Genomic DNA, 24,353 nt, shown 5'->3' on the forward strand with positions numbered 1-24,353 from the left:
TGTCGGGATGCTCGAACTCCTCGGCCTGCTCGCGGTAGGTGTCGTGGCTGGGGTGGTCAGCACCGTCGTCAGCCTGGCCTCGATCATCTCCTACCCCGCGCTGCTGGCCTTCGGCCTGTCGCCGCTGGCCGCCAACGTCACCAACACCGTCTCGCTGGTGTTCACCGGCATCGGGGCGGCGGCGGGGTCGAGGCCGGAGCTGAAGGGGCAGGGCGGCACGGTGCTGCGCCTGGGCTGGATCAGCGCGCTGGGCGGCGCGACGGGCGCGCTCCTGCTGCTGATCACCCCGTCGAGGACGTTCGAGCTCATCGCGCCCTTCCTGATCGCGATCGCGTCGCTGCTGCTGATCCGCCCGCCGGGGGTCAGGCCGGGGGGCAACCACAGCGTGCTGGCCAGGGTGGCGCTGTTCGCGGTGGCGATCTACGTCGGCTACTTCGGCGCGGCGGGCGGGATCCTCATGCTCGCCGTCCTCACCGCCATCCTCGACCAGGCGCCCGCCAGGGTGAACGCGGTCAAGAACGTCATCTCGGGTCTGGCCAACTTCGTCGCGGCGGCGGGGTTCGCGCTCTTCGGTCCTGTGGTGTGGTGGGCCGTCGCGCCGCTGGCCGCGGGGTTCCTGATCGGCGGGTGGCTCGGGCCGTCGATCGCCCGCCGCCTGCCCGGCCATTCGCTGCGCTACCTGGCGGCGGCGTGCGGGCTGGCCGTGGCGGTCAAGCTGGGTGTCGACGCCCTCACCTGACCAGCCCTCTGACACGCCGAGGCCGGTACGGCAGGCGCGCCCGCCGTACCGGCCCAGGGGGTTACTTGCTGTGCCTCAGCAGCTCGTGCACCGCCTTGATCTTGGCGACCGAGGCGGGCTCACCTCCCGCTGCCTTGGCCGTCGCCGCCGCCGCGCCGTTCGGCGAGGTGGCGGGCTTGCCCACGGTGAACAGCCACGTGTCGAAGACCGCGTCCAGCTGCTTGCCGGAGATCCGCTCGGCCAGCGCGATGAACTCGGACGTCTCGGCGTTGCCGTGCCGCTTGACGGTCGGCCAGGTCTTGACGATGTTCCAGAACGCCGCGTCGCCCACCTCGACCCTCAGCGCCTGCAGCGCCATCGCGCCCCTGTAGTAGGTGGCGTTGTGGAACAGGTCGGCCGCGCCCGGGTCGCCCGGCTTGACCTGCCAGAACTCGTCCTCAGCCGGCCACAGGCCGTAGAAGTAGTCGGCGACCTCCGCCGCCGTGCCCTCACCCAGCTTCTCCGACCACATCCACTCGGCGTAGGTCGCGAAGCCCTCGTTGAGCCAGATGTGCTTCCAGTCCTTGACCGCGACACTGTCGCCGAACCACTGGTGGGCGTTCTCGTGCACGACCACGTAGGTGTCGGGGCCCGACCTGAAGAAGCGGGGGTCGTAGACCGGCTGCGTCTGGGTCTCCAGCGCGAAGCCTGGCAGGGCGCTGGTGACCGAGCCGCCCATCGAGCGGAACGGGTAGCGGCCGAAGCTGCCGGCCAGCCACTCGACGATCTGCGGCGTCTGCTCGATCGACTCCTTGGCCGCCGCCTCGTACTGGCCGAGGTCCTTGCTGTAGGCGGTCACCACGGGCAGGCCGTTGGACTGTCCCGTGCGCACCTCAAGCTGGCCGATGAAGAGCGTGGCCAGGTAGGTGGCCATGGGCTTGTCCATCACCCAGGTCGAGGTGGTCTTCTCGCCCGAGGTGCGCTCCTTGACCTTGATGCCGTTGGTGATGGCCTGGGTGCCCTTGGGCACGCTGACCGTGATGTCGTAGGTGGCCTTGTCGAGCGGGTGGTCGTTGCTCGGGAACCACCACCACGCCACCTGCGGCTGGCCCAGGGCGAGCGCGCCGTCGGCGGTGGCGATCCAGGGCTGGAAGCCGCCCGTCTCGTCGGGCACCGGCACCTTGGACGGCGTGTCGGCGTAGCTCACCTCGACGAGGAACGGCTTGCCCCTGGTCAGCGCGCGGGCCGGGGTGATCTCCAGCTCGTGCAGCCCCGTCCTGGCGAACGTGGCGGACCTGCCGTCGACCTTCACGCTGTCGACCTTGAGCAGGAAGTCGAGGTTGAAGCGGGTCAGGTGCTGGGTCGCCGTCGCCAGGATCCTCGCCCTGCCACGCAGCAGGTCGGCCCCCGGCTGGTAGTCGAGGTTGAGGCTGTAGTGCTTGGCGTCGTAGCCGCCGTTGCCGTGGTTGGGGAAGTAGGAGTCTCCGATGCCCGGCGCCCCCGGGCCCCTGTCGGTTGCGGCCGCTGGGGTCGCCAGGACGAGCCCGGCCGCCGCGGTCATGGCGATAAGGGAGCGTGCTCGGATTAATCGCATCATCGCAAGGTAACCGAGGGTCGCCGCGTCGTCTACGAGTTTCGGCTGACCCCGGAGAAGCGCCTGGCGACCTCCCGCCACACGGGCGTGGCGGCGGGCTCGTCGAGCAGCGCCCGCCTGTGCAGCTCGGCCAGGTCGAAGCCGCGGTCGTCCCACTCCAGGATCCGCTCGGGCCACACCTCGGGATGGAACTGCACGCCCCATGCCGCCGCGCCGACCCTGAAGGCCTGGTAGGGGCAGGCCTCGGTCTCGGCGAGCCAGACCGCGTCCCGCGGCAGCTCGACGACCGCGTCCTTGTGGTGCTCGATCGCGGTGACGACCTCCGGCAGGCCGTGGAAGAGCGCGTCCTCGGCCGCCTCGGGACGCAGGGTGATCGCCGTGCTGCCGTTCTCCGGCTCGCCCGCGTCGCCCTTCACCAGCCCGCCCGCGACCTCGGCGAGCATCTGCCCGCCCAGGCACACCCCCAGGTACGGCCGGCCCTCGTCGAGCGTCTCCCGCACCAGCGCCCTGGTCGCGGCCAGCCACGGCGCCCTGCCGTCCTCGGAGGGCAGGTAGCCGCCGCCCAGCACGACCAGCGCGCGCTCACCCAGCTCCTCGGGTACGGCGTCGCCCTCGAAGGCCCGAACGACCTCCAGCTCCAGGCCGTCCTCCTTCAGCCATTCGCCGAGCCTGCGAGGGCCACCGCTGGCGGCGTTCTGCACGATCAGGACATCACGCATCGTAGGCCTCCCGCAGGCAGTCGATGATCTGCTCGTCCACGTCCTCGGTGGAGCGGAGGGCGGGCAGACCCACCGCCCTCCGCTCACGACGCGCTCTCCACCGACGCGTTCCGGATCTTGTCGCGCACGGTCCAGCATTCTTCCGCATCACCGCTCGAAAGCGGAGCACGGGGGAGCGGCCGCGGGTGTCAGCGGGGAGCGGGGGAGCGGCCGGGCGTGTCAGCGGGGGAGCGGGGGCGCGGCCGGGCGTGTCAGCGGGGCATCGGGCGGGTCTGGTCGTCTTCGCCGGGGCCGGCCGGCGGGAAGGGGGCGGGCTGGAAGGGGTCGAACGTCGGCGGGTACTGCTGTTGCTGCTGCGGCGGGCCGTACGAGGGGGCCGGCGGCTTGGGCCTGGCCGCGCGCCACCTGGACGGGAAGGCGGAGGCGGTCAGCAGCAGGATGCCGGCGATGAAGAGCACGCCGGTCGGGCCGAGCATGTCGAAACCCCAGCGGAGTGGAGCGGGCAGCAGGTCGGCCAGGTCGCTGGGGTAGAGCATGGGCATCAGCAGCACCGTGCCCATGCCGGTGTAGCCGAGCCCGGTCACCAGCGAGGCGAGAGGCGACAGTCGCGAGCCGGCCAGGAAGCCCAGCGCGACGGCGCACGCCGCCAGCACGGCGGCCCCTGGCCACGAAGTCGAGAAGTCGGTCCTGAAGGCGTACACGACCTGGCCGGAACCGTACATCAGGCCGAGCATCAGCAAAGGGGTCAGGAGCAGTCCAGCGACCACTCCGAGAATATGACGGGCAGCGTTGGACATAGGGGGCAGTCTAAAGCGTCAGCGGCTGGACTCCCTGACCACGAGCTCGGGTTGGAACATGATCTGCTGGTGGGCGTGGGTGTCGGGATTGTCACACTCGTCGAGCAGCAACTCGGTGGCGACCCTGCCGAGCTGGTAGGTCGGCTGGCGGACCGAGCTGAGCGACACGGTCGAGGCAGAGGCGAAGTCGATGTCGTCGTAGCCGATCAGCGAGACCTGCTCGGGCACCCGCACGCCCGCCTGCAGCAGCCCGCGCAGCAGGCCGAGCGCCAGCAGGTCGTTGGCGCAGAACACCGCGTCGGGCAGGTCGGCGAGCAGCAACTCGGCGGCCTGCTGCCCGGCCTTGGCGGTCATCGCGGTCATCTCCAGCACGCGCAGCCGCCCTGGATCGAGCCCCGCCGCCGCGAGCGCCCGCTCGGCGCCGATCCTGCGCTCCCTGCACTGGCGCATGGTCGCGGGCCCCGCCACGTAGGCCAGCCGCTCGGCGCCGCCCTCCAGCAGGTGGGCGGCGGCCATGGTGCCGCCCGTCACGTCGTTGACGGAGACCGCGCACTGGTCGGCGCGATCGGCGGGGTGGTCGACGAGCACGACGGCGATGCCGCGCGCCCTCAGCCGCTCCAGGCGGTGCGGGTCGTCGTCGGAGGGGGTGATGAGCACGCCGCGCACCCGCTGCTCGGCGAAGACGAGCAGGTTGCGCTCCTCCTTGGACCTGCTGCCCGCCGAGTTGCCGAGGATCACCGCGTAACCGCGGTCGCTGGCGAGATCCTCCACGCCCGCGGCGACGTCGGTGAAGAAGGGGTTGCCGATGTCGATCACCGACAGGCCGATCGTGCGGCTGTGGCCTGCGCGCAGTGTGGAGGCCGATCCGTGACGGACGAAGCCCAGCTCGCGGATCACCTGCTCGACCCTGCTGCGCGTGGCGCCCGCGACCTTCTCTGGCCTGTTGAGCACGTTCGACACCGTGCCGGGTGAGACGCCCGCCCTTGCGGCGACCTCCTTGATGCTGACCGTTTCAGACAAGCCCGCCCCCGGGGTGGTAGGTGCGCAGCGGCTGGCTGCGCCGTACGAACTCGCGCAGGTCGCCCGCCAGCCCCCTGGCGCGGGCCTGGACCAGCACGTTGCCCAGCGCCGCCGCCTCGACAGGGCCCGCGACCACGGGCAGGCCCGTGGCGTCGGCCGTCAGCTGGCACAGCAGCGCGTTGCGCGCGCCGCCTCCGACCAGGTGCACGACGTCGATCTCCCGTCCGCTCAGCCGCGCGGCGTCGCTGATTGCTCGCTGGTAGGCGAGGGCCAGGCTTTCCAGGATGCATCGTACGGCCTGCGGCCTGTCGGCAGGGGCGGGCTGACCTGTGCGCTCGCAGTAGGCGGCGATCCGCGAGGGCATGTCGCCAGGCGGCAGGAAGGCGGGATCGTCGGGGTCGATGGTCATCTGTCCAGGCTTGGCTTGCGCGGCGGCTCGGAGCAGGCCCTCGAGGTCGCTCTCGCCCCACGCGCGCAGGCACTCCTGCAGGATCCACAGGCCCATGACGTTGCGCAGGTAGCGGATCGTGCCGTCGATGCCCGCCTCGTTGGTGAAGTTGGCCGCCCTGCTCTCTTCGCTCAGCACCGGGGAGTCGAGCTCGACGCCCACCAGCGACCAGGTGCCGCACGAGATGTAGGCGAAGTCGGGGGTGCGGGCGGGCACGGCCGCCACGGCTGAGGCGGTGTCGTGCGAGGCGACACGGGTGACGACGGTGTCGAAGCCGAGCTCGGCCGTCACGGGACCGACGACGCTCCCTGGCTCCGAGATCTCGGGGAAGATGCGCGCAGGCAGCCCGAGACGGTCGATGAGGGGCCGCGCCCAGTCCCTCCGCGCGACGTCGAACAGGCCCGTCGTGGAGGCGTTCGTCAGCTCCGCGCCCCTGACGCCCGTCAGCCAGTAGGCGAACAGGTCGGGGATCATGAGCAGGGTCTCCGCCCGGTCGAGGCGGTCCTCGAGCAGCTGGTAGAGGGTGTTGAACGGCAGGAACTGCAGGCCGTTCACCTCGTAGCGGTCGGCGTCGAGGCGCTCGGTGTACCCGGAGGTGCGGGCGTCCCTGTAGTGGACGGGGTTGCCGATCAGCCTGCCGTCGCCGTCCAGCAGGCCGTAGTCGACGGCCCACGAGTCGATGCCGATCGACTCGACGGGCCCGGCCTGCCGCAGGCCGTCCAGCATCTGGGAGTAGAGGCCGAGGACGTCCCAGTGCAGGGTGCCCGCCACGCTGACGGGACGGTTGGGGAAGCGGTGCGCCTCGACGAGGTCCACCCGTCCCCCGGAGATCTCGGCCCGCATCACCCGTCCGCTGGAGGCGCCCAGATCGACAGCTGTGAATCGCATCCCATGATTAAAACGTACAAACCTTGCTGGTGGAACCTGGCATTGACGTCGCGGTGAGACCCGCCTAGATTCCATTAAAACGTTTTGGTAGATTCCTTGGAGGTTCCGTGCAGCGCGTGTGTTTCCTTCTCAAGGTCAAGCCGGATCGCCTGGAGGAGTACCGCGAACGTCACAGGAACGTGTGGCCGGAGATGCTCGAGGCCCTCAGCAGGACGGGATGGCGCAACTACTCGCTCTTCCTGCGCGACGACGGCCTGCTGGTCGGCTACCTGGAGACCGACGACTACGAGACCGCGCGCTCGGCCATGGCCGAGACCGACGTCGACGCGCGCTGGCAGGCCGAGATGGCGCCCTTCTTCGAGGGGGACGACCGAGGGTTCCTCCTGCTGGACGAAGTCTTCCACCTGGACTGAGATCGGGGACTACAAGTGATCAAGGATTTGCTCCGGCGGCAGCGCATCGAGACGCCGTCGTGGGCCTACGGCAACTCGGGCACCAGGTTCAAGGTGTTCGCCCAGCAGGGGGTGCCGCGCGACCCCTACGAGAAACTGGCCGACGCCGCGCAGGTCCACGCCTTCACGGGGATCGCGCCCACCGTGGCGCTGCACATCCCGTGGGACAGGGTGGACGACTACGCGGCGCTGGCCCGGCACGCGCGCGACCTCGGCGTGGCCGTCGGGGCCATCAACTCCAACGTGTTCCAGGACGACGACTACAAGCTGGGCAGCGTCACCCACCCCGACCCCGTCGTGCGCCGCAAGGCACTCGGCCACCTGCTCGAATGCGTCGACATCATGGACGCCACCGGCTCCGATACGCTCAAGCTCTGGTTCTCCGACGGCACCAACTACCCGGGCCAGGACGACATCAGGGCGCGCCAGGACCGGCTCGCCGAGGCGCTCGCCGCCGTCTACGAGCGGCTCGGTGACGACCAGCGCTTCCTGCTGGAGTACAAGCTGTTCGAGCCCGCCTTCTACGTCACCGACGTGCCCGACTGGGGCACCGCCTACGCCCACTGCCTCAAGCTGGGCGACAAGGCGCAGGTCGTGGTCGACACCGGACACCACGCTCCCGGCACCAACATCGAGTTCATCGTCGCGTTCCTGCTGCGCGAGGGGAAGCTCGGCGGCTTCGACTTCAACTCCCGCTTCTACGCCGACGACGACCTCATGGTCGGCGCGGCCGACCCCTTCCAGCTGTTCCGGATCATGTTCGAGGTCATCGGCGGCGGCGGGTACGGCCCGCACGTCGCCTTCATGCTCGACCAGTGCCACAACATCGAGCCCAAGGTCCCCGGCCAGATCCGCTCGGTGATGAACGTCCAGGAGGCGACCGCCAAGGCGCTCCTGGTGGACCGCGAGGCGCTCGCCGCCGCGCAGCGGGCAGGTGACGTGCTCGGCGCCAACGCCGCGCTGATGGACGCCTACAACACCGACGTCAGGCCGCTGCTCGGGGAGCTGCGCGAGGAGATGGGGCTCGACCCCGACCCCATGGCCGCCTACGCCAGGTCCGGCTACTTCGAGAAGATCGCGGCCGAGCGGGTCGGCGGCGCCCAGGCGGGCTGGGGCGCCTGACCGCGCCTTCTTCAGGCGGTCGGGCGCTACGCCTGGCCGCGCCGGCCGTACGGACAGGCATGTCGAGCCGCGCCCGGCTCACGCACACACCCAAGGGAGAGATCTGATGACGGTAACCGAGCTGCTCGACCGGGCCCACGCCCTCGGCTCGGACCCGCGCAACACCAACTTCGCGGGCGGCAACGCCTCCGCCAAGGGGGTGGAGCGCGACCCCGTGACAGGCGGCGACGTCGAGCTCATGTGGGTGAAGGGCTCGGGCGGCGACCTGGGCACGCTGAGCGCCGAAGGGCTGGCGGTCCTGCGCCTCGACCGGCTGCGCGCCATGGTCGACGGCTACCCGGGCGTCGAGCGCGAGGACGAGATGGTCGCCGCGTTCGACTTCTGCCTGCACGGCAAGGGCGGCGCGGCGCCGTCCATCGACACCGCCATGCACGGACTCGTCGACGCCGCCCACGTCGACCACCTGCACCCCGACTCCGGCATCGCGATCGCCACCGCGCAGGACGGCCCCGAGCTGACCGCGCGGATCTTCGGCGACAGGGTGCTGTGGGTGCCGTGGCGGCGCCCCGGCTTCCAGCTCGGCCTCGACATCGCCGCGCTGCAGGCGGCCAACCCCCAGGCGATCGGGTGCGTCCTCGGCGGGCACGGGATCACCGCGTGGGGCGAGACGAGCCAGGAGTGCCAGGCCAACTCCCTGGAGATCATCCGTACGGCCGCGCGGTACATCGAGGAGCACGGCAGACCCGAGCCCTTCGGCCCTGTGATCCACCGGCCCCTCGAGGAGGCGGCCCGCAGGGAGCGCGCGGCGGCGCTCTTCCCGCTGGTCAGGGGGCTGTGCTCGACCGACGCCCGCCAGGTCGGCCACTACACGGACAGTCCCGAGGTCCTCGACTTCCTCTCGCGGGCCGAGCACCCTCGCCTGGCCGCCCTCGGCACCTCCTGCCCCGACCACTTCCTGCGCACCAAGGTCGCCCCCCTGGTCGTGGACCTGCCGCCCGAGGCGTCGCTGGAGGAGGTCACGGAGCGGCTGCGCGTCCTGCACACCGCCTACCGGGCGGAGTACGCCGCCTACTACGAGCGGCACGCCGTGGACACCTCACCGGCGATGCGCGGCGCCGACCCCGCCATCGTGCTCGTGCCCGGCGTGGGCATGTTCTCCTTCGGCAAGGACAAGCAGACCGCGCGCGTCGCGGGGGAGTTCTACGTCAACGCCATCAACGTGATGCGCGGCGCCGAGGCCGTCTCCGTCTACGCCCCGATCCCCGAGTCGGAGAAGTTCCGCATCGAGTACTGGGAGCTGGAGGAGGCCAAGCTCCGCCGCCTCCCCAAGCCCAAGCCGCTGGCCGGGCGCGTGGCCCTGGTCACCGGCGGCGGGTCGGGCATCGGCGCCGCCACGGCCCGCCGCCTCGCCGCCGAGGGCGCCTGCGTCGTCGTCGCCGACCGTGATCTCGGCTCCGCCGAGAAGGTCGCCGCCGAGCTCGGCGCCCGCGCCCACCGGCCCTCCGACGTCGCCGTCGCCGTGGCCGTCGACGTCACCTCGGAGGAGCAGGTCGTCGAGGCCGTACGGCAGGCCGTCCTGGCCTTCGGCGGCCTCGACCTGGTCGTCAACAACGCCGGCCTCTCCCTGTCGCGGGCGCTGCTGGAGACCACGCTCGACGACTGGAACCTCCAGCACGACGTCATGGCCCGCGGCTCCTTCCTCGTCTCGCGCGAGGCGGCCAGGGTGCTGCTGCTCCAGGAGATGGGAGGCGACATCGTCTACATCTCCTCCAAGAACGCCGTCTTCGCCGGGCCCAACAACGTCGCCTACGGAGCCGCCAAGGCCGACCAGGCCCACCAGGTGCGCCTGCTGGCGGCCGAGCTCGGCGCGCACGGAGTCCGCGTCAACGGCGTCAACCCCGACGGGGTGGTGCGGGGCTCGGGCATCTTCGCGTCCGGGTGGGGCGCCAACAGGGCGGCGGTGTACGGGGTCGAGGAGGAGAAGCTCGGCGAGTTCTACGCCCAGCGGACGCTGCTGAAGCGCGAGGTGCTGCCCGAGCACATCGCCGCGGCGGTCTTCGCCCTGACCGGCGGCGACCTGTCGCTCACGACGGGACTCCACATCCCGGTGGACGCGGGCGTCGCCGCCGCCTTCCTACGCTGACCCCTTCCGGGGCCGGCTCCGAAACTCGCGCGTCCGGCCCCACGGATCCGGTCTCGGGCGTGCGGTTCCACGGGCCCTGTTCAACGGGCCTGGTTGCGCTGGTGCGATCCCGCGCGTCCGGTCCCGGGCGTGCGGGTCGCGGGGGCGGCCGGGGAGGCCGCCTCTAGCATGGCCCTGTGAACGAGATCGATCTACGGCATCTACGACGTTGTGTGGAACTGGCGGCAGAGGCCGTCGAGGCGGGCGACGACCCGTTCGGCTCGGTCCTGGTCGGCGCCGACGGCACCGTCCTCGGAGAGGGACGCAACCACGAGACCACCTCCGGCGACCCGACCAGGCATCCCGAGATCGACCTGGCCAGGTGGGCGGCCACCCACCTGCCCGCCGAGGAGCGCGCGGCCGCGACCCTCTACACCTCGGGCGAGCACTGCCCGATGTGCTCGGCCGCCCACGGCTGGGCGGGCCTGGGCCGCATCGTCTACGCGACCTCCGCCGCCCAGCTCACCGCATGGCGGGCCGAGCTCGGCGCGCCCGCCTCGCCGGTCAGGCCGATTCCGATCCAGGAGGTCGTCCCCGGCGTCCAGGTCGAGGGTCCCGTCCCCGAGCTCGAGAAAGACGTGCGCGCCCTCGTGCGCCGCTCCTTCCCCAAGTGATATGCCGGAAGGCATGGCAGAGAAAGAGCCCACGACCGAGCTCGACGCCCGGTTCAGCAGCGACAAGGCGACCCCGGTCAGCTGGTCCGACGCGCGCGGCCTGCTGGAGCGCGCGCAGATCTACTGGCTGTCGACCGTGCGCCCTGACGGAAGACCGCACGTCACGCCTTTGATCGGCATCTGGCTGGACGGCGCGCTGCACTTCTGCACGGGACCGGCCGAGCGCAAGGCCAGGAACCTGGAGAGCAACGCCCGCTGCGTCCTCACCACCGGCGGCAACTCCCTCACCGAGGGGACCGACGTGGTGGTCGAGGGCGAGGCGGTCCAGGTGCGCGACGAGCAGGCACTGCGGCGTCTGGCCGCCGCCTACGAGGAGAAGTACGGCCCAAGCTGGCACTTCGACGTGGCTGACGGCGCCTTCGCGGGCGAGGGCGGCAGGGCGCTGGTCTTCGCGGTCGCGCCCGAGCAGGCTTTCGGATTCGCCAGGGAGGGCGAGTACGGCCAGACCCGCTGGCGGTTCTGACCGGGCGATCAGCGGGTGAGTGCGGGGAAGCCGGTCCGCCACGACGGGTGGGCGGGCCGCCAGCCGAGCGCGCGGGCCTTGGCGTTCGAGGCCCCGCGCTCCCACCCCTGTCGTCCCACCGTGAGCGGGGGGGCGGGGAGGTCCAGGGCGGCAGCGAGCGCGGGGACCCACTCCCAGGCCGCGGCAGGCTCGTCGTCCACCACGTTGACCACTCCTTCGGGCCAGTCGAGCGCCAGCAGCGCCGCCCTCGCCGCGTCCATGACGTGCACGAACGAGCTGACCGCGGCCCCCGCGGCCATCCGCCCCGCGCGCAGCTCGCCCTCGGCCCACCCGCCGGGGGAGTACCAGGTGCCCGGCCCGTAGAGCAGGCCGTAGCGGAGCACGACGTGCCGTTCCATCGAGGCGGCGGCCTCCTCCAGCGCCCTCGCGGGACCGACCAGTCCCTCCCGTGAGGCGTCGAGCGGCTCGTCCTCCGTGGCGGGAGCGGCGCCGGGCCCGTACACCCACGAGATCGACTGCGCGACGATCTGTCCCGTGCCCGCCTTCACCGCCGCGTCGACCAGGTTGCGGGTGCCCTCGCGCCGGATGCGGGCGTTCTCGTCGAAGCGCCGCTCGCCCAGCGCGGTCAGCTGGTGGATCACCACGTCGGGTCTGGCGTCGGCGAGCGCCTGGAAGGTGGCGTCGCGGTCGAAGACGTCCAGCCGTACGGCATCGGCGCCCGCGGCCCTGATCGCGGCCATCCCCGAGGTGGACCTCGAGGTGCCGACGACGGTGTGCCCCGCCGATAGGAGAAGGGGCAGCAACTGGCGGCCGATGGCGCCGGTCGCCCCGGCGAGCAGAACACGCATGTCCCGCAATATTAGGGCACGGGGATTTCAGGACAGCGGCCGGTAGAGGTCGGCCTCGAAGCGGTAGGCGTCGCCGCGGTAGACCGTACGGCCCAGCAGCACGGGCACCCCCTCAGCGTCGTAGGCGACCTCGTCGCCCACCAGGACGGGAGCGCCGGGCGCCAGGTCGAGCAGGGCGGCGAGGCGGTCGTCGGCCGCCTCGGCCTGGACCGCGTAGGCGCTCCTGGCGATCACGACCCCGAAGCTGTCCTCGAGCGTCTCGTACAGGGAGCGGTCGGTCAGGTCGAGGTCGGCCAGCGTGGGCGCCCTCGACGCGACGACGACGGTCACGTCGGTGCAGACCGGCACGCCGTCCAGGCCGCGCAGCCTCTCGACGGTGACCACGCGGGAGGCGGGCGCGACGCGCAGCCGCGACGCCTCGTCCATGGAGGCCACCCTCAGCTCCTGGCGCAGGATCCTGGCCGAGGGCCGCAGGCCGCGGCTTCGCGCCATCTCGCTGAAGCTCTGCAGCACGCTCGGCGGCTCGGCCATGACCTGGCGCGAGACGTACCAGCCGCGCTGGGCGGAGGCGGTGATGCTGCCGTCCTCGGCGAGCAGGGCCAGCGCCTGGCGCAGGGTGGCCCTGCTGACGCCGAGCTGCGCGGCCAGGTCACGCTCGCCGGGCAGGCGCGATCCCGCCGCGTACACGCCGCGGCGCAACGAGTCGGCGAGCCGGCTGTAGGCCAGCGCGACCACGGGTCCGGGGTCAGGTTTCACGGTCGCAAGATACCAGATAGACCAGATGCTGGGATGATCACGGCAAGATATACATACTGGACTATCTGGTCTAAGTTACAGACTACGTGGTCCGTCAGCATGACTCTTCGGCAAGGAGTGACCCCCATGGCAGTCGCGGTGACCGTCTTCGACGACGCCGGCTCCCTCGCGGCCGACCTCGCAGGCCAGATCGCCGACGGCATCTCGGGCGCCCGCGACGCGGGCGCCCGCTACGTGCTCGGCTGCCCGGGCGGCCGCACCCCCCGCCTCACCTACCTGGCGCTCTCCCGCGAGGTACGGCGGCGCGGGCTCGCGCTCGACCACGTCGTCATCGCGATGATGGACGACTACGTGCTCCCCGACGGCGACGGCTTCGCCCACGTGGCGGCCGACGCGCACTTCAGCTGCCGCCGTTTCGCCCGCGAGGAGATCGCGGCCGTGCTCAACGGGGGCGCAGCCGCCCCGGTCCCCGAGGAGGCCGTCTGGTTCCCCGACCCCGCCGACCCCGCTGCCTACGACGGACGGCTGGAGCAGGCGGGCGGCATCGACCTGTTCCTGCTGGCCAGCGGCGGCTCCGACGGCCACGTGGCCTTCAATCCGCCCGGCGCCCCTCGCGACTCCCGCACCAGGATCGTGCGGCTGGCCGAGACCACCAAGGCCGACAACCTCGGCACCTTTCCCGGCTTCGCCGACCTGGCCGAGGTGCCGGGCCACGGCGTCACGGTCGGCATCGACACCATCGCGGGCCTCTCGCGACGCCTGGTCCTCGTCGTGACGGGCGCGCACAAGCGGGAGGCGCTGCGCAGGATCTCCGGCGCCGACGCCTACGATCCCGGCTGGCCCGCCACGGTCGTCACCGAGGGCGCGGACGCGGCCGTCTACGCCGACCGCGCAGCCGCCGGACGGCCCGCGCCGTAAGCGCCCCGAGCGCGGTGGGCGGGCCCTGCGGTCTAGTGAGGCCCCACCGCCGTCTCGGTCCCGCACGGGCCGCCGCCGGTCGAGGCGGCGATCCCCACGGGCTCGCCCGCCATGGTGAGCGTCGGGTACCAGGAGGAGATCCGCTCGGTGGACCGTCCGACGTAGTGGCAGATGAAGCTGCGCCTGAACCGGTCGGCCGTCGAGTTGGGCTCCGAGCCGTGCACCAGGCTGCCGTTGAAGAACAGCACGTCACCGGGGTCCATGTCGACGGGCGCGCGCTCCATGCCGGGCGGCGGCGGGACGTACTCGCGGGTAAAGGAGAGCTCGGTGTCGGCCTCCTCGGGGCAGAACAGGTCCATCAGGTGCGTGCCGGGCACCACCTCGAGCCCGCCGTTGGCCCTGTCGACCCTGTCGATCGCGATCCAGGCGGCGACACAGGTGCCAGGCTCGACCCGCAGGTAGAAGTTGTCCTGGTGCAACGCCTGCCCCCTCGCGCCCGGCGGTTTGAAGTAGAACATGCTCTGCGCTGCTATCGGCTCCTCGCCGAGCAGCTCGCGCAGGATGGCGGCGATCCTGGGGTCGAGCAGGTAGCGCAGGGCGACGTCGTTCACCTGGTGCGGGTGCATCACCCTGGGGAACTCGCGGAGGATGTCGTACGGCCCGCCGGGCTCCTGCGGAGTCGGCGTGAAGTGCCCGGGGATCGGGCCGCGCTCGTGCATCCGCATGAACTCGTCGCGAAGCTCGGCCACCTCCTCCGCGCCGAGCAGTCCGGGCACGACGACGTACCCCTGGTCGTGGAAGTCTGCGGTCCTCATGCCTCTCACGCTAAGGAGCGCGGCCGTGCGATGGTATGCCCGTGACGGTTGAGGACATGTCCGTTCCTGCTGCCGAGCTGGTGATCGTCGGCCACTTCGACAAGCACTCCGGATACGCGACGCGCCGTACCGGCGGCTCGCCCAGCTGGCTGCTGATGTGGACGCAGGCAGGGGCGGGGCTGGTCGAGCAGGCGGGCGTGCGCACCACGGCAGGCCCGGGTGACCTGGTCGTCCTCGGGCCCGGGGCGGCCCAGTACTACAGGACCGCGCCGGGTCAGCAGCGGTGGCGGTTCTGGTGGGTGCACTTCCAGCCGAGACCCGCCTGGCTGCCGTGGCTCGCGCCGTACGCGCTTGCGCCCGGCTGCCATGTGATCCACGGCGCCGGCCACGACCGGGTGGAGCAGGCGCTTCTTCGCGCGGGCGCCGACGCCAGGTGGTCGGGGCACGGCGCGCCCGCCTCTCCTTCCCAGCCGGTCCAGCCGGTCGTGGCGGCCGCCGCCGAGGCCCGCGAGCTGGTCATGGGGGCGGTCGAGGAGGTGCTGCTGCTTGCCACGGCGGCGGCTCGCCGGCCTGGGAGCGGCGATCCGCGCGTCAGGCAGGTCCAGGCGCTGATCGCGGCCGAGCCCTCCGCGCCGCACACGGTCGCCTCCCTGGCCCGCGTGGTCGCGCTGTCGCCGTCGAGGTTGGCGCACCTGTTCTCCGAGCAGACGGGCCGCACGCCGATGCAGGCGGTCAGGGAGGCGAGGGTACGGCACGCGGCCAGGCTCCTCGAGGTCACCGACATGGACGTGGGTCAGGTCGCCGACGCATCGGGATTCGTCAGCCCCTTCCACTTCAGCCGCGTCTTCAGCAGGGCGTTCGGGCTGTCGCCGAGGGAATATCGCCGCCGCCTGCGTCACAGCATGGAGTCGGGCTGACGCCGATACTCGGTCGGTGTCCTGCCGAGCGCGTCGCGGAAGGCGCGGTAGAAGCTCGACCGCGTCTGGAACCCGCTCTCGTGCGCGACCCTGTCGACGCCCCAGCGGGTGACCGACAACAGGCGGCGCGCGTGGGCGACGCGCAGCCTGGTGACGTACTGCCACACCGGCATGCCCAGCGTCTGCTTGAAGGCCAGCGCGGCGTAGGTCGGGTGCACACCGGCGTCGGCGGCGATGCCGTCCACCGTGAGGTCCTCGGTGTAGCGGCGGGCGACGACGGCCAGCATGCGCTCGGCAGCCCTGGCCTCGCTCTCGCCCGCCGTCCTCGCGGGGCGCTGCCCTCGCGCCAGACGGGCCAGGCGGGCGTGCATCTCCAGCAGGCACAGCTCGGCCACGTCGAGCTGAGGACCGCGCCTGAGGTCGGTGTCCCACCGGGCCATCAGGAAGGCGTCGTGCGGGCCCTCCTCGGCGGTGCCGTACAGGAACTCGCCCTGGAGCAGCCGGTCCAGCGGGCCGCGCAGCGCGGGCGTGCCCGTGAGGTCGGCCAGCGGGATGGTGGCCCAGAGGAAGTCGACGTCGTGCTCGGAGACCAGGCGGTGCGGATAGCCGCCCCAGAAGGCGGCCAGCCGTCCCTGCGGCAGGTCGAGCGTGCCCGAGACGGTCGCGTAGCGGGCGCCGCCCGACAGCACGAGGTTGAGCTCCACCTCGGGGTGGATGTGCGAGGTGGGCATCGGCCCCGAGGTCACGTGGAACGTCTGCAAGCCGACCACCTGCACCAGCGATCGCACACCTTGAGGATATGCGACAGGTCGGCGGTCCGGGCCGGATGACCTCATGGGGTGCGGCACCGCAGAGTGGGGGCATCCCCACCTCGCCTGGAGGCACGCACCATGTCGGAACTCGACGACTTCCTGTTCGACCTCAACGGCTACCTCATTCTCGAGAACGCGGTCGACGGCGACCTGCTCGCACGGCTCAACGCGGAGTTCGACGCCTTCCCCCGCGACCTGGCGCGCGGCGACTGGTACCGGGGCGCGCAGCGTCGCGACTACACCCCGGAGACCGGCTTCGAGCTGCACCAGGCCGTGACCGCCGGCCGGCCGTTCGAGGAGCTGGTCGACCACCCGAGCTGGTTCGGTCTCGTGAAGCACTTCGCGGGGGAGGAGGACAGCTACGTGCCCGGCGTGTTCATCGACGAGACCATCGCCTCGATCCGCGAGTCGGGTGGCCACCACCCGGTGCACTCGGGCGGCTACCGCGGCGCGCTGCGCGGCAGCTATGGCCATTCCCACGGCGTCTTCCGGTGCGCCCAGGTCAACATCATCCTGGCCCTCACCGACATCGGCGAGGGCGACGGCGCGACGATGGTCGTGCCAGGCTCCCACAAGTCGAACCTCCCGCACCCGCTGGCCGGTGACTACGCCAGGGGCGACCGCATGGACACCCTGCCGGGCGCGGTGCCCGTCCACCTGGCCAAGGGCGACGCGCTGCTGTTCGTCGACGGGCTCATGCACGGCGGCTCCACCCGCACCAACCCCGGCGAGCGCAGGGTCGTCATCTACAGGTACGGGCCGGTCTGGACGAGCAGCAGGTACGGCTACGCCTACGACGAGGCCTGGCTGAAGGAGCTGACCGAGCAGCGGCGCAGGGTGCTGCGGCCGGTCCCGCCCGTCCACATCGGCGACCCGTGCCCCGCCGAGCCGGGCGACCGCGACGACTGACCGGCCCCGCCGGGGCGGCCGGGTCAGCGGCTCGTCACGGCCGCCTGCGGCGGGACCGGGCCCGCGTCGGCCGTGAAGTGCTGGCGGTCGAGGTGGTCGACGGCGTAGTCGATCGCGCCGAGCACCACGCACTCCTCGCCCAGCGTCGAGGCCAGCACCTCGGGCATCCGCATGCAGGAGCGCTCGAGCCGCTCACGCAGCGGCTCCAGCAGCACGTCGGCCGCGCGGGAGAAGCCGCCGCCCAGCACCACGACCTCCGGATCCAGCAGCAACGCCATCGCGGCGGCCCCCACAGCCAGGTCGTCCAGGTAGCGGCCGACCGCGGCGAGAGCCACGGGATCGCCGCTCCTGGCCGCAGCCAGCGTGTAGCCCGCCGCGTCCTCGGGCACGGTCTCCTCGGGCACGATGGCGCACTCGTTCAGATGGTCGGTGGCCTGCAGCCAGCGCATCTCCGGCAGCATGCCGATCTCGCCCGCCGCCGTGCCGAAGCCGCGGTGCAGCCGCCCGTCGATGATCAATGCCGCTCCCATGCGCCTGGCCACGTGCAGGAAGACCACGTCGCGCGAGCCTCGGGCCACCCCGCGCCTGCTCTCGGCCAGGGCGGCCAGCCTGCTGTCGTTCTCCACCAGCACCTCGCAGGGGAACATCTCGCGCAGCCGTCCTGCCAGGTCGAGGCCGGTCCAGGACGGCACCGACGCGGAGTAGGCGACCCTGCCGTCGGGGGTGACGATGCCCGTGGTCCCGACGGCCACCGTCCAGAGGTCGGCCACCGTCTTCCCGCTCAGCGTCAGGCATCCGGACACCGCCCTCTCGATCGCCGCGAGCCGGTCGTCGAGCGGGGCGCCGGGCAGCGCCGGCTGCCTGGTCTCGGCCAGGACCTGGCCGTCGAGGTCGGCGAGCGCGGCCCGCACGTTGTGCGCCCCTATGTCGATGCCGACCAGGTAGCCGCAGTTGGCCCTGAAGCGGTAGCGTCGCGCGGGCCTGCCCATCGTGCCGGGGCTCGGCGGCACCTCCTCCACCCAGCCCACCTGCGCCAGCTCGTCCACGACCTCCTTCGTGGAGGGCCTGGACAGGCCGGTGCGCTCGGCCAGCGCCGACAGCGTGAGCGGTCCCGCGCCGCGAAGAGCCCTGATCGCCGACAGTGAGTTCAGCTGCCGCAGCCGGGAAAGATCGCCGCCACGCAGGTCGGCCATCGCCACCTCCTAATGTAAGTCTCCTCATTAAGTGTGCACCAGGCGGAGACCTCTCCGGGCTGCGCCAGGCGCTTTTCCTGAAACGTCTCCATTGACCCTTAGTTGAGCGCGATGCTACTAATGAAGTGCTCCTTCGTATCTTTGCGACAGGAAGGGCTTCTCATGCCGTTTGAAGACGTCGGCGAGGTCGGTTGCGATCCCAGGGCGGCGCTGGTGTTCGAGCACGGCTGGCAGTCGTGGAGCCCGACGGGCGCCTACCGCCTTGCCGAACGGCCGCCCAGAGCGGCCGACCCCATCATCCAGACTCTCTGCTACCGCCCTGAGACCCCCGTTCCCGACGGGCTGTTCCAGGGCGAGGGGCTGCTCGCCCTCGACCCGGGCGACGGGGGCCCCGTGGAGGTCTGGTCGGCGCCGGGCCCGCTCGAGGTGCCCTCCATCCGCGCCCGCCTGGAAGGCGGCCGCGTGGTCGTCTCCTCCGACGGCCCCGTACGGCACTGGCGGGCCGAAGGCGGGCTGGAGCGGGCGCTGCGCGGCTGGGCCGACACCATGGCCACCGGCTTCGCCCCTGCGAGTTTTCCCGCGGTCGCGCCCATGTGGTGCACCTGGTACGGCTACTGGGACAAGGTCACCGAGGACGACGTCGTGGAGAACCTGCGCCTGTCCGAGCGGCACGGCCTCGGCGCCGACATGTTCCTCATCGACGACGGCTACGAGGCGGAGATCGGCGACTGGCTGGAGCCGCGTCCCGGATTCGGCTCACTGGAGCGGGCGAGCGCCACCGTCGTCGAAGCCGGCAGGCGCGCCGGCATCTGGACCGCGCCCTTCCTTGTGGGCGAGCGCAGCCGCGTCTTCCGCGAGCATCCCGAGTGGCTGGTCGGCGGCGCGGACGCCGGCCGCATGTGGGACCAGGGCCTGGCCGTCCTCGACGTCACCCACCCCGAGGCCGCCGCCCACCTGGTGAACGTCTTCAGGTCGTTCAGAGGGCTCGGTATCACGCACTTCAAGCTGGACTTCGTCTACGCGGGAGCCCTCGGCGGCCGCCGTCACCGGGACATCGACCCCATCGCGGCCTACCGCCTCGGCCTGGAGCTGATCCGCGAAGGCGCGGGCGCCGACGCCACCCTGCACGGGTGCGGCGCGCCGATGCTGCCCAGCATCGGCCTGGTGGACATCATGCGGGTCAGTCCCGACATCGCCCCCACGCTCCAGCCCAAGGCGGGCGACATCAGCCAGCCCTCCCAGCTCGGCGCCAGGCTCACCGGCGCGGCCAGGGAGTTCCTGCACGCGCGCTGGTGGGTCAACGACCCCGACTGCATCATGGCCCGTCCCGGGGTGGAGGCGCGCGAGGAGTGGGCCGCGCACATCGACGCCACCGGCGGCCTGCGCGGCTCGAGCGACCCCATCGCGGCGCTCGACGACTGGGGCATGGAGACGACCAGACGACTGATGGTCCCCACCCGCACGGAGCCGTCGTGATGGCGACGCTCCTGGCCCGCGACCGAGGGAAGGCCGAGCCAGGAGCCGCCCGACCAGGGGCGGGTCCCAGGCGGCGCCGCTCCGGCGAGTGGTACGCCTACCTGTTCATCGGCCCCAGCCTGTTCGGCGTCTTCGCCTTCCTGCTGCTGCCCGTCGTCATCGTCTTCGGGCTCAGCTTCTTCGACTGGGAACTGCTCTCGGAGCCGGCCTTCGTGGGCCTGGACAACTACCGCCGCCTGGCGGGCGACGGCGAGGCCTGGCACTCGCTGGTCGTGACGCTGCTGTACGTGTCGCTGTGCGTGCCGCTGCAGACGGTCCTCGCGCTCGGCCTCGCGCTCCTGCTCAACCAGCGCGCGAAAGGCGTGAAGATCTACCGCGCGCTGTTCGTCGTGCCGTGGATGGCCACGCCGATCGTGATCGGCCTGGTCTGGAACTGGGTCTTCGACCCGCGCGACGGCGCGATCAACAGCGCGCTGGCCCTGGTGGGGATCACCGGGCCCGACTGGTTGTCCGACCCCACATGGGCGCTGCCCGCGATCGCCCTGGTGACCGTCTGGCAGAACACCGGCTACAACATGCTGTTCTTCCTGGCCGGCCTGCAGGGCATCCCGCGCGAGCTCCACCAGGCCGCCGCCACCGACGGCGCCACCCCCCGGCAGCGCTTCTTCAGGATCACGCTGCCGCTGCTCAACCCCACGATGTTCTTCGTCATGGTGACCAACCTGATCGGCGCCTTCCAGGTCTTCGACACCGTCTTCGTGATGACGGACGGCGGGCCCAGCCAGAGCACCGAGGTGCTCAACTTCCGGATCTACGGCACCGCCTTCAGGGAGTTCGACTTCGGCTACGCCTCGACGCTCTCGATGCTGCTCTTCGTGATCATCCTGGCCGTGACGCTGGCGCAGGTCCGCTTCTTCGGCAGGCGCACCACCTACGACGTGAGCTGAGGAGCCATGAAGCGATTCCTTCTCTACGCCGCCCTGCTGACCGGCGCCTTCGTCTCGGTCTTCCCCTACCTGCTCGTCGTGCTCACCGCCTTCAAGACCCAGGGGCAGCTCAACTCCACCGACCCGTGGCTGCCCGGCCTGCCGCCGACCCTGGCCAACATCACCAGGCTGCTCGGCGGCGACTTCTCCCGCTACCTCGGCAACACCGTGCTGATGACCGCCGCGCTGACGATCGGCCAGCTCATCTTCACCACGTTCGCCGCCTACGCCTTCGCCAGGCTGCGCTTCCGCGGCAGGGACGCGCTGTTCTGGCTGTACGTGGCGACCATGATGGTGCCCAGCGCGGTGACCATGATCCCGCTGTTCCTCATCATGCGCGAGCTCGACGTCATCAACACCTGGTACGGGCTGCTCGCGCCGTACATCCTCGGCACGCCGTACGGGATCTTCCTGATGCGGCAGTTCTTCCGCGCTCTGCCCGGCGGCCTCGAAGAGGCGGCCAGGATCGACGGGGCTGGGCCGATGACGATCCTGGTGCGCATCCTGCTGCCGCTGTGCAGGCCCGCCCTCGGCACCCTCGCCATCATCACGGTGATCTCGTCGTGGAACAGCTTCCTGTGGCCGCTGATCATCACCAGCGGCGACGACACCAAGGTCATGACCGTGGCGCTCGCCGGCCTCAAGGTCGGCATCGGCGTCGACTACAACCTCATGATGGCCGGCGGCCTCATCGCCCTGGTCCCCATGATCGCCATCTTCGTCTTCTTCCAGCGCTACATCGTCCGGTCGGTGGTCCTCACCGGTCTGAAGTGAAAGGCGAATCATGATCACCCCCCGATTCCGCATGGCGGGAGCGCTGCTCGGCGCCGCCATGCTCACCCTGACCGCCTGCGGCTCCGGAGACTCGGGCGGAGGTGAGGGCGACAAGGTCGCGCTCACCTACCGCATCTGGGACGAGCAGCAGAGGGTCGGCTACGACAAGATCATGGCGGCCTTCGAGAAGGCCAACCCGGCCATCGACGTCACCATCGAGGTCCTGCCATGGGACCAGTACTGGACCAAGCTGACCGCCGACGCGGTCGCGGGCACCGCGCCCGACCTGTTCTGGATGAACACCGGCCAGTTCCCCGAGTACGTCACCAAGGGCGTGCTCGCCGACCTGTCCGCGCTGAAGCTCGACACCGCCGCCTACGACAAGAACGTCGTCGAGTCCTACACCCATCAGGGCAAGCTGTACGGCGTCCCCAAGGACCTGGGCATCGTCGGCCTGCTGTACAACAAGGACCTGTTCGAGCGCGCGGGCGTCGAGATGCCCGAGACCCTCACCTGGAAGGCCGACGGCAGCGGCACCTTCCTCGACCTGGCCCGCAAGCTCACCGTCGACGAGGGCGGCAAGCATCCGGGCGAGGACGGCTTCGACCCCGCCAAGGTCAAGACGTACGGCTTCGCCTCGTGGAACCACTACCAGACCCAGTGGATGAACTGGGTCGTCTCCAACGGCGGCAAGCTGCTCGACAAGCCCTTCGGCGCGTACGCCTTCAACGACGCCGCCTCTGTGCAGGCCCTGCAGTTCGGGGTGGACCTGGTCAACAAGCACCACGTCTCGCCGCCGGCCACCCGGACCAACCCGCCGACGGGCAAGGCCACGGAGATGTTCCAGGCCGGCGAGGTGGCGATGTTCCCCGCCAACAACGCGCTGCTCCCGTTCGTGGCGCCCGAGTCCACCTTCGAGATCGGCGTCGCGATGATGCCCGAAGGCCCCGCGGGGCGCGCGGTCAACATCAACGGCCTGTCCGAGGCCGTCTACGCCAAGACCGAGCACCCTGACGAGGCGATGAAGCTCGCGGCCTACCTGTCCACCAGGGAGCCGCAGAAGCTGATGGCCGACGAGGGGTTCGTCATCCCCGCCCTCGGCGGTCTCTCCCAGGGCTATGTCGACTACTGGAAGACCAAGAAGATCGACGTCGCGCCGTACCTGAAGCAGACCGAGGGCACCACCTTCAACCTGCCGGTCACCACCGGCTTCCCTGGCTTCGAGCCGAAGCTCAACCAGATCTTCAACGAGATGTACCTCGGCAAGATCACCCCCCAGCAGGCCGCCGACCAGGCCGTGGCCGAGGGGAACGCGACCATCAAATGATCACTCGGCGTTCGCTCCTCGCCGGGGGCCTGGGTCTCGTCGCCGTGTCGGGTGTCTCACCCGTGCGCCCGGCGGCGGCGGCCCGGCGCGCCCCGCTGTCCGATCCCTTCCAGCTCGGCGTCGCCTCGGGCGAGCCCGACCCGCGCGGCGTGGTCCTGTGGACCCGCCTCGCCATGGACCCGACCGCCCTCGACGGCCTCGGCGGCATGCCGGGCCGTCCGGTGCCCGTGCGGTGGCAGGTCGCCAAGGACGAGAACTTCAGGCAGGTCGTACGGCAGGGCGCCGAGATCGCCAGGCCGGAGGCGGCGCACAGCGTGCACGTCGAGCTCGACGGCCTGGACTCGGGCGCCGAGTACTTCTACCGCTTCCGCGCGGGCGACGAGATCTCGCCCGTGGGCCGCACGCTGACCGCGCCCGCGCCCGGCGCGCGCAGCCGAGAGCTGAACCTCGCCTTCACCTCCTGCGCCGACTACCAGGTCGGCTGGTTCACCGCCTACCGCAGGATGGCCGAGGACCACCCCGACCTCGTCGCCTTCCTCGGTGACTACTTCTACGAGTACGGCGACTACAAGTACCCCGTGCGCGACCAGGCCGGGGGAGAGTGCCTCGACCTGGCCGGATACCGATTACGGCACGCCCAGCACAAGAGCGATCCCGACCTGCAGCAGGCCCACGCCATCGCGCCATGGGTGGTCGTGTGGGACGACCACGACATCGAGAACGGCTGGGCGGCGGACGTCCCCGAGCAGCCGGAGCCGCCGTTCCTGCCGCGCAGGGCCGCCGCCTTCCAGGCCTACTACGAGAACATGCCGCTGCGCAGGGCGCAGCGGCCCGACGGCCCTAAGCTCCACCTCTACCGCAGCATCCGCTGGGGCGCGGTGGCCAACCTGCACCTGCTCGACACCAGGCAGTACCGCGACCTGTACGCCTGCGTGATCCCGGCGGGAACGGTCGGCCCCGAGTGCGTGGAGCGCTTCGACGACAACCGCACGATTCTGGGCCGAGAGCAGGAGGCCTGGCTGGAGGGCGAGCTGCGCTCGTCGGCGGCCACCTGGGACCTGTTCGGCCAGCAGGTCTTCATGATGGAGATGGACTGGGTCCTCGGCGAGCAGAGGGGCTGGTCCAACGAGGGCTGGGACGGCTACGTCGCCTCCCGCAACCGCCTGGCCGCCGCCATCGACGACCATGGCCGCAACGGCGTCGTGCTCACCGGCGACGTGCACTCGCACTGGGCGGGCGAGCTCAAGCGCGACCACCAGGACCCTGGCTCGAAGTCGGTGGCCGTCGAGCTGGTCACCACCTCGGTCAGCAGCGCGGGTGACGGCGTGGACGAGTACTGGAACACCGAGGCGCTCCTGCGGGAGAACCCGCACGTGAAGTTCTTCAACGGCCGCCGCGGCTACGTCAGGAGCCGCATCTCGCAGACCGAGATGAAGGTGGACTTCCGATCCCTGTCCCGCGTGACCGAGCCGCACGCCCCCGCCTACACCTCGGGCTCGTTCGTCATCGAGCCCGGCAGCCCGAGCCTCAACCCAGTCTGACGGG

At 71.2% G+C, this 24,353-nt stretch carries 24 protein-coding genes; 14 read left to right on the forward strand and 10 right to left on the reverse strand.

Going from position 1 to position 24,353, the window contains the following annotated elements; all coding sequences use genetic code 11:
* The first annotated feature begins 7 nt into the window (after window positions 1-7).
* Window positions 8-739, forward strand: coding sequence for a sulfite exporter TauE/SafE family protein (locus ABFX55_RS15695; protein ID WP_346121655.1), 732 nt, complete (start codon window positions 8-10; stop codon window positions 737-739).
* Between the two features lie 61 nt (window positions 740-800).
* Here the strand turns inward: ABFX55_RS15695 and ABFX55_RS15700 are convergent, their stop codons facing one another.
* The 5 genes from ABFX55_RS15700 to ABFX55_RS15720 all read right to left on the reverse strand — a co-directional run bounded on the left by ABFX55_RS15700 (window position 801) and on the right by ABFX55_RS15720 (window position 6,184).
* The gene (locus tag ABFX55_RS15700; protein WP_346121657.1) at window positions 801-2,279 is read right to left on the reverse strand and encodes a M1 family metallopeptidase; all 1,479 of its coding nucleotides are present in this window, start codon (window positions 2,277-2,279) and stop codon (window positions 801-803) included.
* Between the two features lie 65 nt (window positions 2,280-2,344).
* A complete protein-coding gene (locus tag ABFX55_RS15705; RefSeq protein WP_346121659.1) occupies window positions 2,345-3,031 on the reverse strand; it encodes a type 1 glutamine amidotransferase in 687 nt (228 codons plus the stop codon).
* A 251-nt stretch (window positions 3,032-3,282) separates the two neighbouring features.
* Window positions 3,283-3,828 carry a hypothetical protein gene (locus ABFX55_RS15710; RefSeq protein WP_346121661.1) on the reverse strand — a complete coding sequence of 182 codons (546 nt, stop codon included), beginning with the start codon at window positions 3,826-3,828 and terminating at the stop codon, window positions 3,283-3,285.
* Between the two features lie 18 nt (window positions 3,829-3,846).
* A complete protein-coding gene (locus tag ABFX55_RS15715; RefSeq protein WP_183659725.1) occupies window positions 3,847-4,848 on the reverse strand; it encodes a LacI family DNA-binding transcriptional regulator in 1,002 nt (333 codons plus the stop codon).
* Window positions 4,841-6,184 (reverse strand): rhamnulokinase, encoded by a 1,344-nt coding sequence (locus tag ABFX55_RS15720; protein ID WP_346121663.1) that lies wholly within the window; start codon window positions 6,182-6,184, stop codon window positions 4,841-4,843. The genes ABFX55_RS15715 and ABFX55_RS15720 overlap by 8 nt, the downstream gene beginning before the upstream one ends.
* Before the next feature lie 107 nt (window positions 6,185-6,291).
* Between ABFX55_RS15720 and ABFX55_RS15725 the strand changes: the two genes are divergently transcribed.
* The 5 genes from ABFX55_RS15725 (at window position 6,292) to ABFX55_RS15745 (ending at window position 11,077) form a co-directional block, all read left to right on the forward strand.
* Entirely contained in the window at window positions 6,292-6,597 is a 306-nt protein-coding gene (locus tag ABFX55_RS15725; RefSeq protein ID WP_346121665.1) for an L-rhamnose mutarotase, read from the forward strand.
* 15 nt (window positions 6,598-6,612) lie between these two features.
* The gene (rhaI, locus tag ABFX55_RS15730; protein ID WP_346121667.1) at window positions 6,613-7,758 is read left to right on the forward strand and encodes an L-rhamnose isomerase; all 1,146 of its coding nucleotides are present in this window, start codon (window positions 6,613-6,615) and stop codon (window positions 7,756-7,758) included.
* Window positions 7,759-7,864: 106 nt separating this feature from the next.
* A complete protein-coding gene (locus tag ABFX55_RS15735) occupies window positions 7,865-9,901 on the forward strand; it encodes a bifunctional aldolase/short-chain dehydrogenase (protein ID WP_346121669.1) in 2,037 nt (678 codons plus the stop codon).
* Between the two features lie 176 nt (window positions 9,902-10,077).
* Entirely contained in the window at window positions 10,078-10,554 is a 477-nt protein-coding gene (locus ABFX55_RS15740) for a nucleoside deaminase (protein ID WP_346121671.1), read from the forward strand.
* Between the two features lie 13 nt (window positions 10,555-10,567).
* Entirely contained in the window at window positions 10,568-11,077 is a 510-nt protein-coding gene (locus ABFX55_RS15745; RefSeq protein WP_346121673.1) for a pyridoxamine 5'-phosphate oxidase family protein, read from the forward strand.
* Window positions 11,078-11,085: 8 nt separating this feature from the next.
* On the opposite strand, the gene ABFX55_RS15750 is transcribed toward ABFX55_RS15745, so the two are convergent.
* The gene (locus tag ABFX55_RS15750; protein WP_346121675.1) at window positions 11,086-11,925 is read right to left on the reverse strand and encodes an NAD-dependent epimerase/dehydratase family protein; all 840 of its coding nucleotides are present in this window, start codon (window positions 11,923-11,925) and stop codon (window positions 11,086-11,088) included.
* Window positions 11,926-11,952: 27 nt separating this feature from the next.
* On the reverse strand, window positions 11,953-12,681 hold the full coding sequence (locus ABFX55_RS15755; RefSeq protein ID WP_346121677.1) for a GntR family transcriptional regulator: 729 nt from the start codon (window positions 12,679-12,681) through the stop codon (window positions 11,953-11,955).
* Window positions 12,682-12,807: 126 nt separating this feature from the next.
* Here ABFX55_RS15755 and ABFX55_RS15760 point away from each other — a divergent pair, with 126 nt between their 5' ends.
* On the forward strand, window positions 12,808-13,599 hold the full coding sequence (locus ABFX55_RS15760) for a 6-phosphogluconolactonase (protein WP_346121679.1): 792 nt from the start codon (window positions 12,808-12,810) through the stop codon (window positions 13,597-13,599).
* 32 nt (window positions 13,600-13,631) lie between these two features.
* On the opposite strand, the gene ABFX55_RS15765 is transcribed toward ABFX55_RS15760, so the two are convergent.
* The gene (locus ABFX55_RS15765; RefSeq protein ID WP_346121681.1) at window positions 13,632-14,414 is read right to left on the reverse strand and encodes a phytanoyl-CoA dioxygenase family protein; all 783 of its coding nucleotides are present in this window, start codon (window positions 14,412-14,414) and stop codon (window positions 13,632-13,634) included.
* A gap of 56 nt (window positions 14,415-14,470) precedes the next feature.
* Here ABFX55_RS15765 and ABFX55_RS15770 point away from each other — a divergent pair, with 56 nt between their 5' ends.
* Complete coding sequence (locus ABFX55_RS15770; protein ID WP_346121683.1) at window positions 14,471-15,331, forward strand: helix-turn-helix domain-containing protein; 861 nt, start codon at window positions 14,471-14,473, stop codon at window positions 15,329-15,331.
* Here the strand turns inward: ABFX55_RS15770 and ABFX55_RS15775 are convergent.
* Window positions 15,310-16,119: a helix-turn-helix domain-containing protein gene (locus ABFX55_RS15775; RefSeq protein WP_346121684.1), complete on the reverse strand. Its 810-nt coding sequence runs from the start codon at window positions 16,117-16,119 to the stop codon at window positions 15,310-15,312. The genes ABFX55_RS15770 and ABFX55_RS15775 overlap by 22 nt on opposite strands.
* Window positions 16,120-16,221: 102 nt before the next feature.
* Here ABFX55_RS15775 and ABFX55_RS15780 point away from each other — a divergent pair, with 102 nt between their 5' ends.
* Window positions 16,222-17,052 (forward strand): phytanoyl-CoA dioxygenase family protein, encoded by an 831-nt coding sequence (locus ABFX55_RS15780; protein WP_346121686.1) that lies wholly within the window; start codon window positions 16,222-16,224, stop codon window positions 17,050-17,052.
* Window positions 17,053-17,075: 23 nt separating this feature from the next.
* Here the strand turns inward: ABFX55_RS15780 and ABFX55_RS15785 are convergent, their stop codons facing one another.
* Window positions 17,076-18,245 (reverse strand): ROK family transcriptional regulator, encoded by a 1,170-nt coding sequence (locus tag ABFX55_RS15785; protein WP_346121688.1) that lies wholly within the window; start codon window positions 18,243-18,245, stop codon window positions 17,076-17,078.
* Between the two features lie 162 nt (window positions 18,246-18,407).
* Between ABFX55_RS15785 and ABFX55_RS15790 the strand changes: the two genes are divergently transcribed.
* The 5 genes from ABFX55_RS15790 to ABFX55_RS15810 are packed head-to-tail and all read left to right on the forward strand — an operon-like array spanning window position 18,408 to window position 24,349.
* Window positions 18,408-19,721, forward strand: coding sequence for a glycoside hydrolase family 36 protein (locus ABFX55_RS15790; RefSeq protein ID WP_346121690.1), 1,314 nt, complete (start codon window positions 18,408-18,410; stop codon window positions 19,719-19,721).
* The gene (locus ABFX55_RS15795; protein WP_346122003.1) at window positions 19,721-20,668 is read left to right on the forward strand and encodes a carbohydrate ABC transporter permease; all 948 of its coding nucleotides are present in this window, start codon (window positions 19,721-19,723) and stop codon (window positions 20,666-20,668) included. Before ABFX55_RS15790 ends, ABFX55_RS15795 begins: the two co-directional genes overlap by 1 nt.
* Before the next feature lie 6 nt (window positions 20,669-20,674).
* Entirely contained in the window at window positions 20,675-21,481 is an 807-nt protein-coding gene (locus tag ABFX55_RS15800) for a carbohydrate ABC transporter permease (protein WP_346121691.1), read from the forward strand.
* Between the two features lie 10 nt (window positions 21,482-21,491).
* Entirely contained in the window at window positions 21,492-22,808 is a 1,317-nt protein-coding gene (locus tag ABFX55_RS15805; protein WP_346121693.1) for an ABC transporter substrate-binding protein, read from the forward strand.
* The gene (locus ABFX55_RS15810; RefSeq protein WP_346121695.1) at window positions 22,805-24,349 is read left to right on the forward strand and encodes an alkaline phosphatase D family protein; all 1,545 of its coding nucleotides are present in this window, start codon (window positions 22,805-22,807) and stop codon (window positions 24,347-24,349) included. The genes ABFX55_RS15805 and ABFX55_RS15810 overlap by 4 nt, the downstream gene beginning before the upstream one ends.
* The last annotated feature ends 4 nt before the right edge of the window (window positions 24,350-24,353 follow it).

This window comes from Nonomuraea roseola, from assembly GCF_039535395.1.
In the GTDB taxonomy this organism is placed as follows: domain Bacteria; phylum Actinomycetota; class Actinomycetes; order Streptosporangiales; family Streptosporangiaceae; genus Nonomuraea; species Nonomuraea roseola.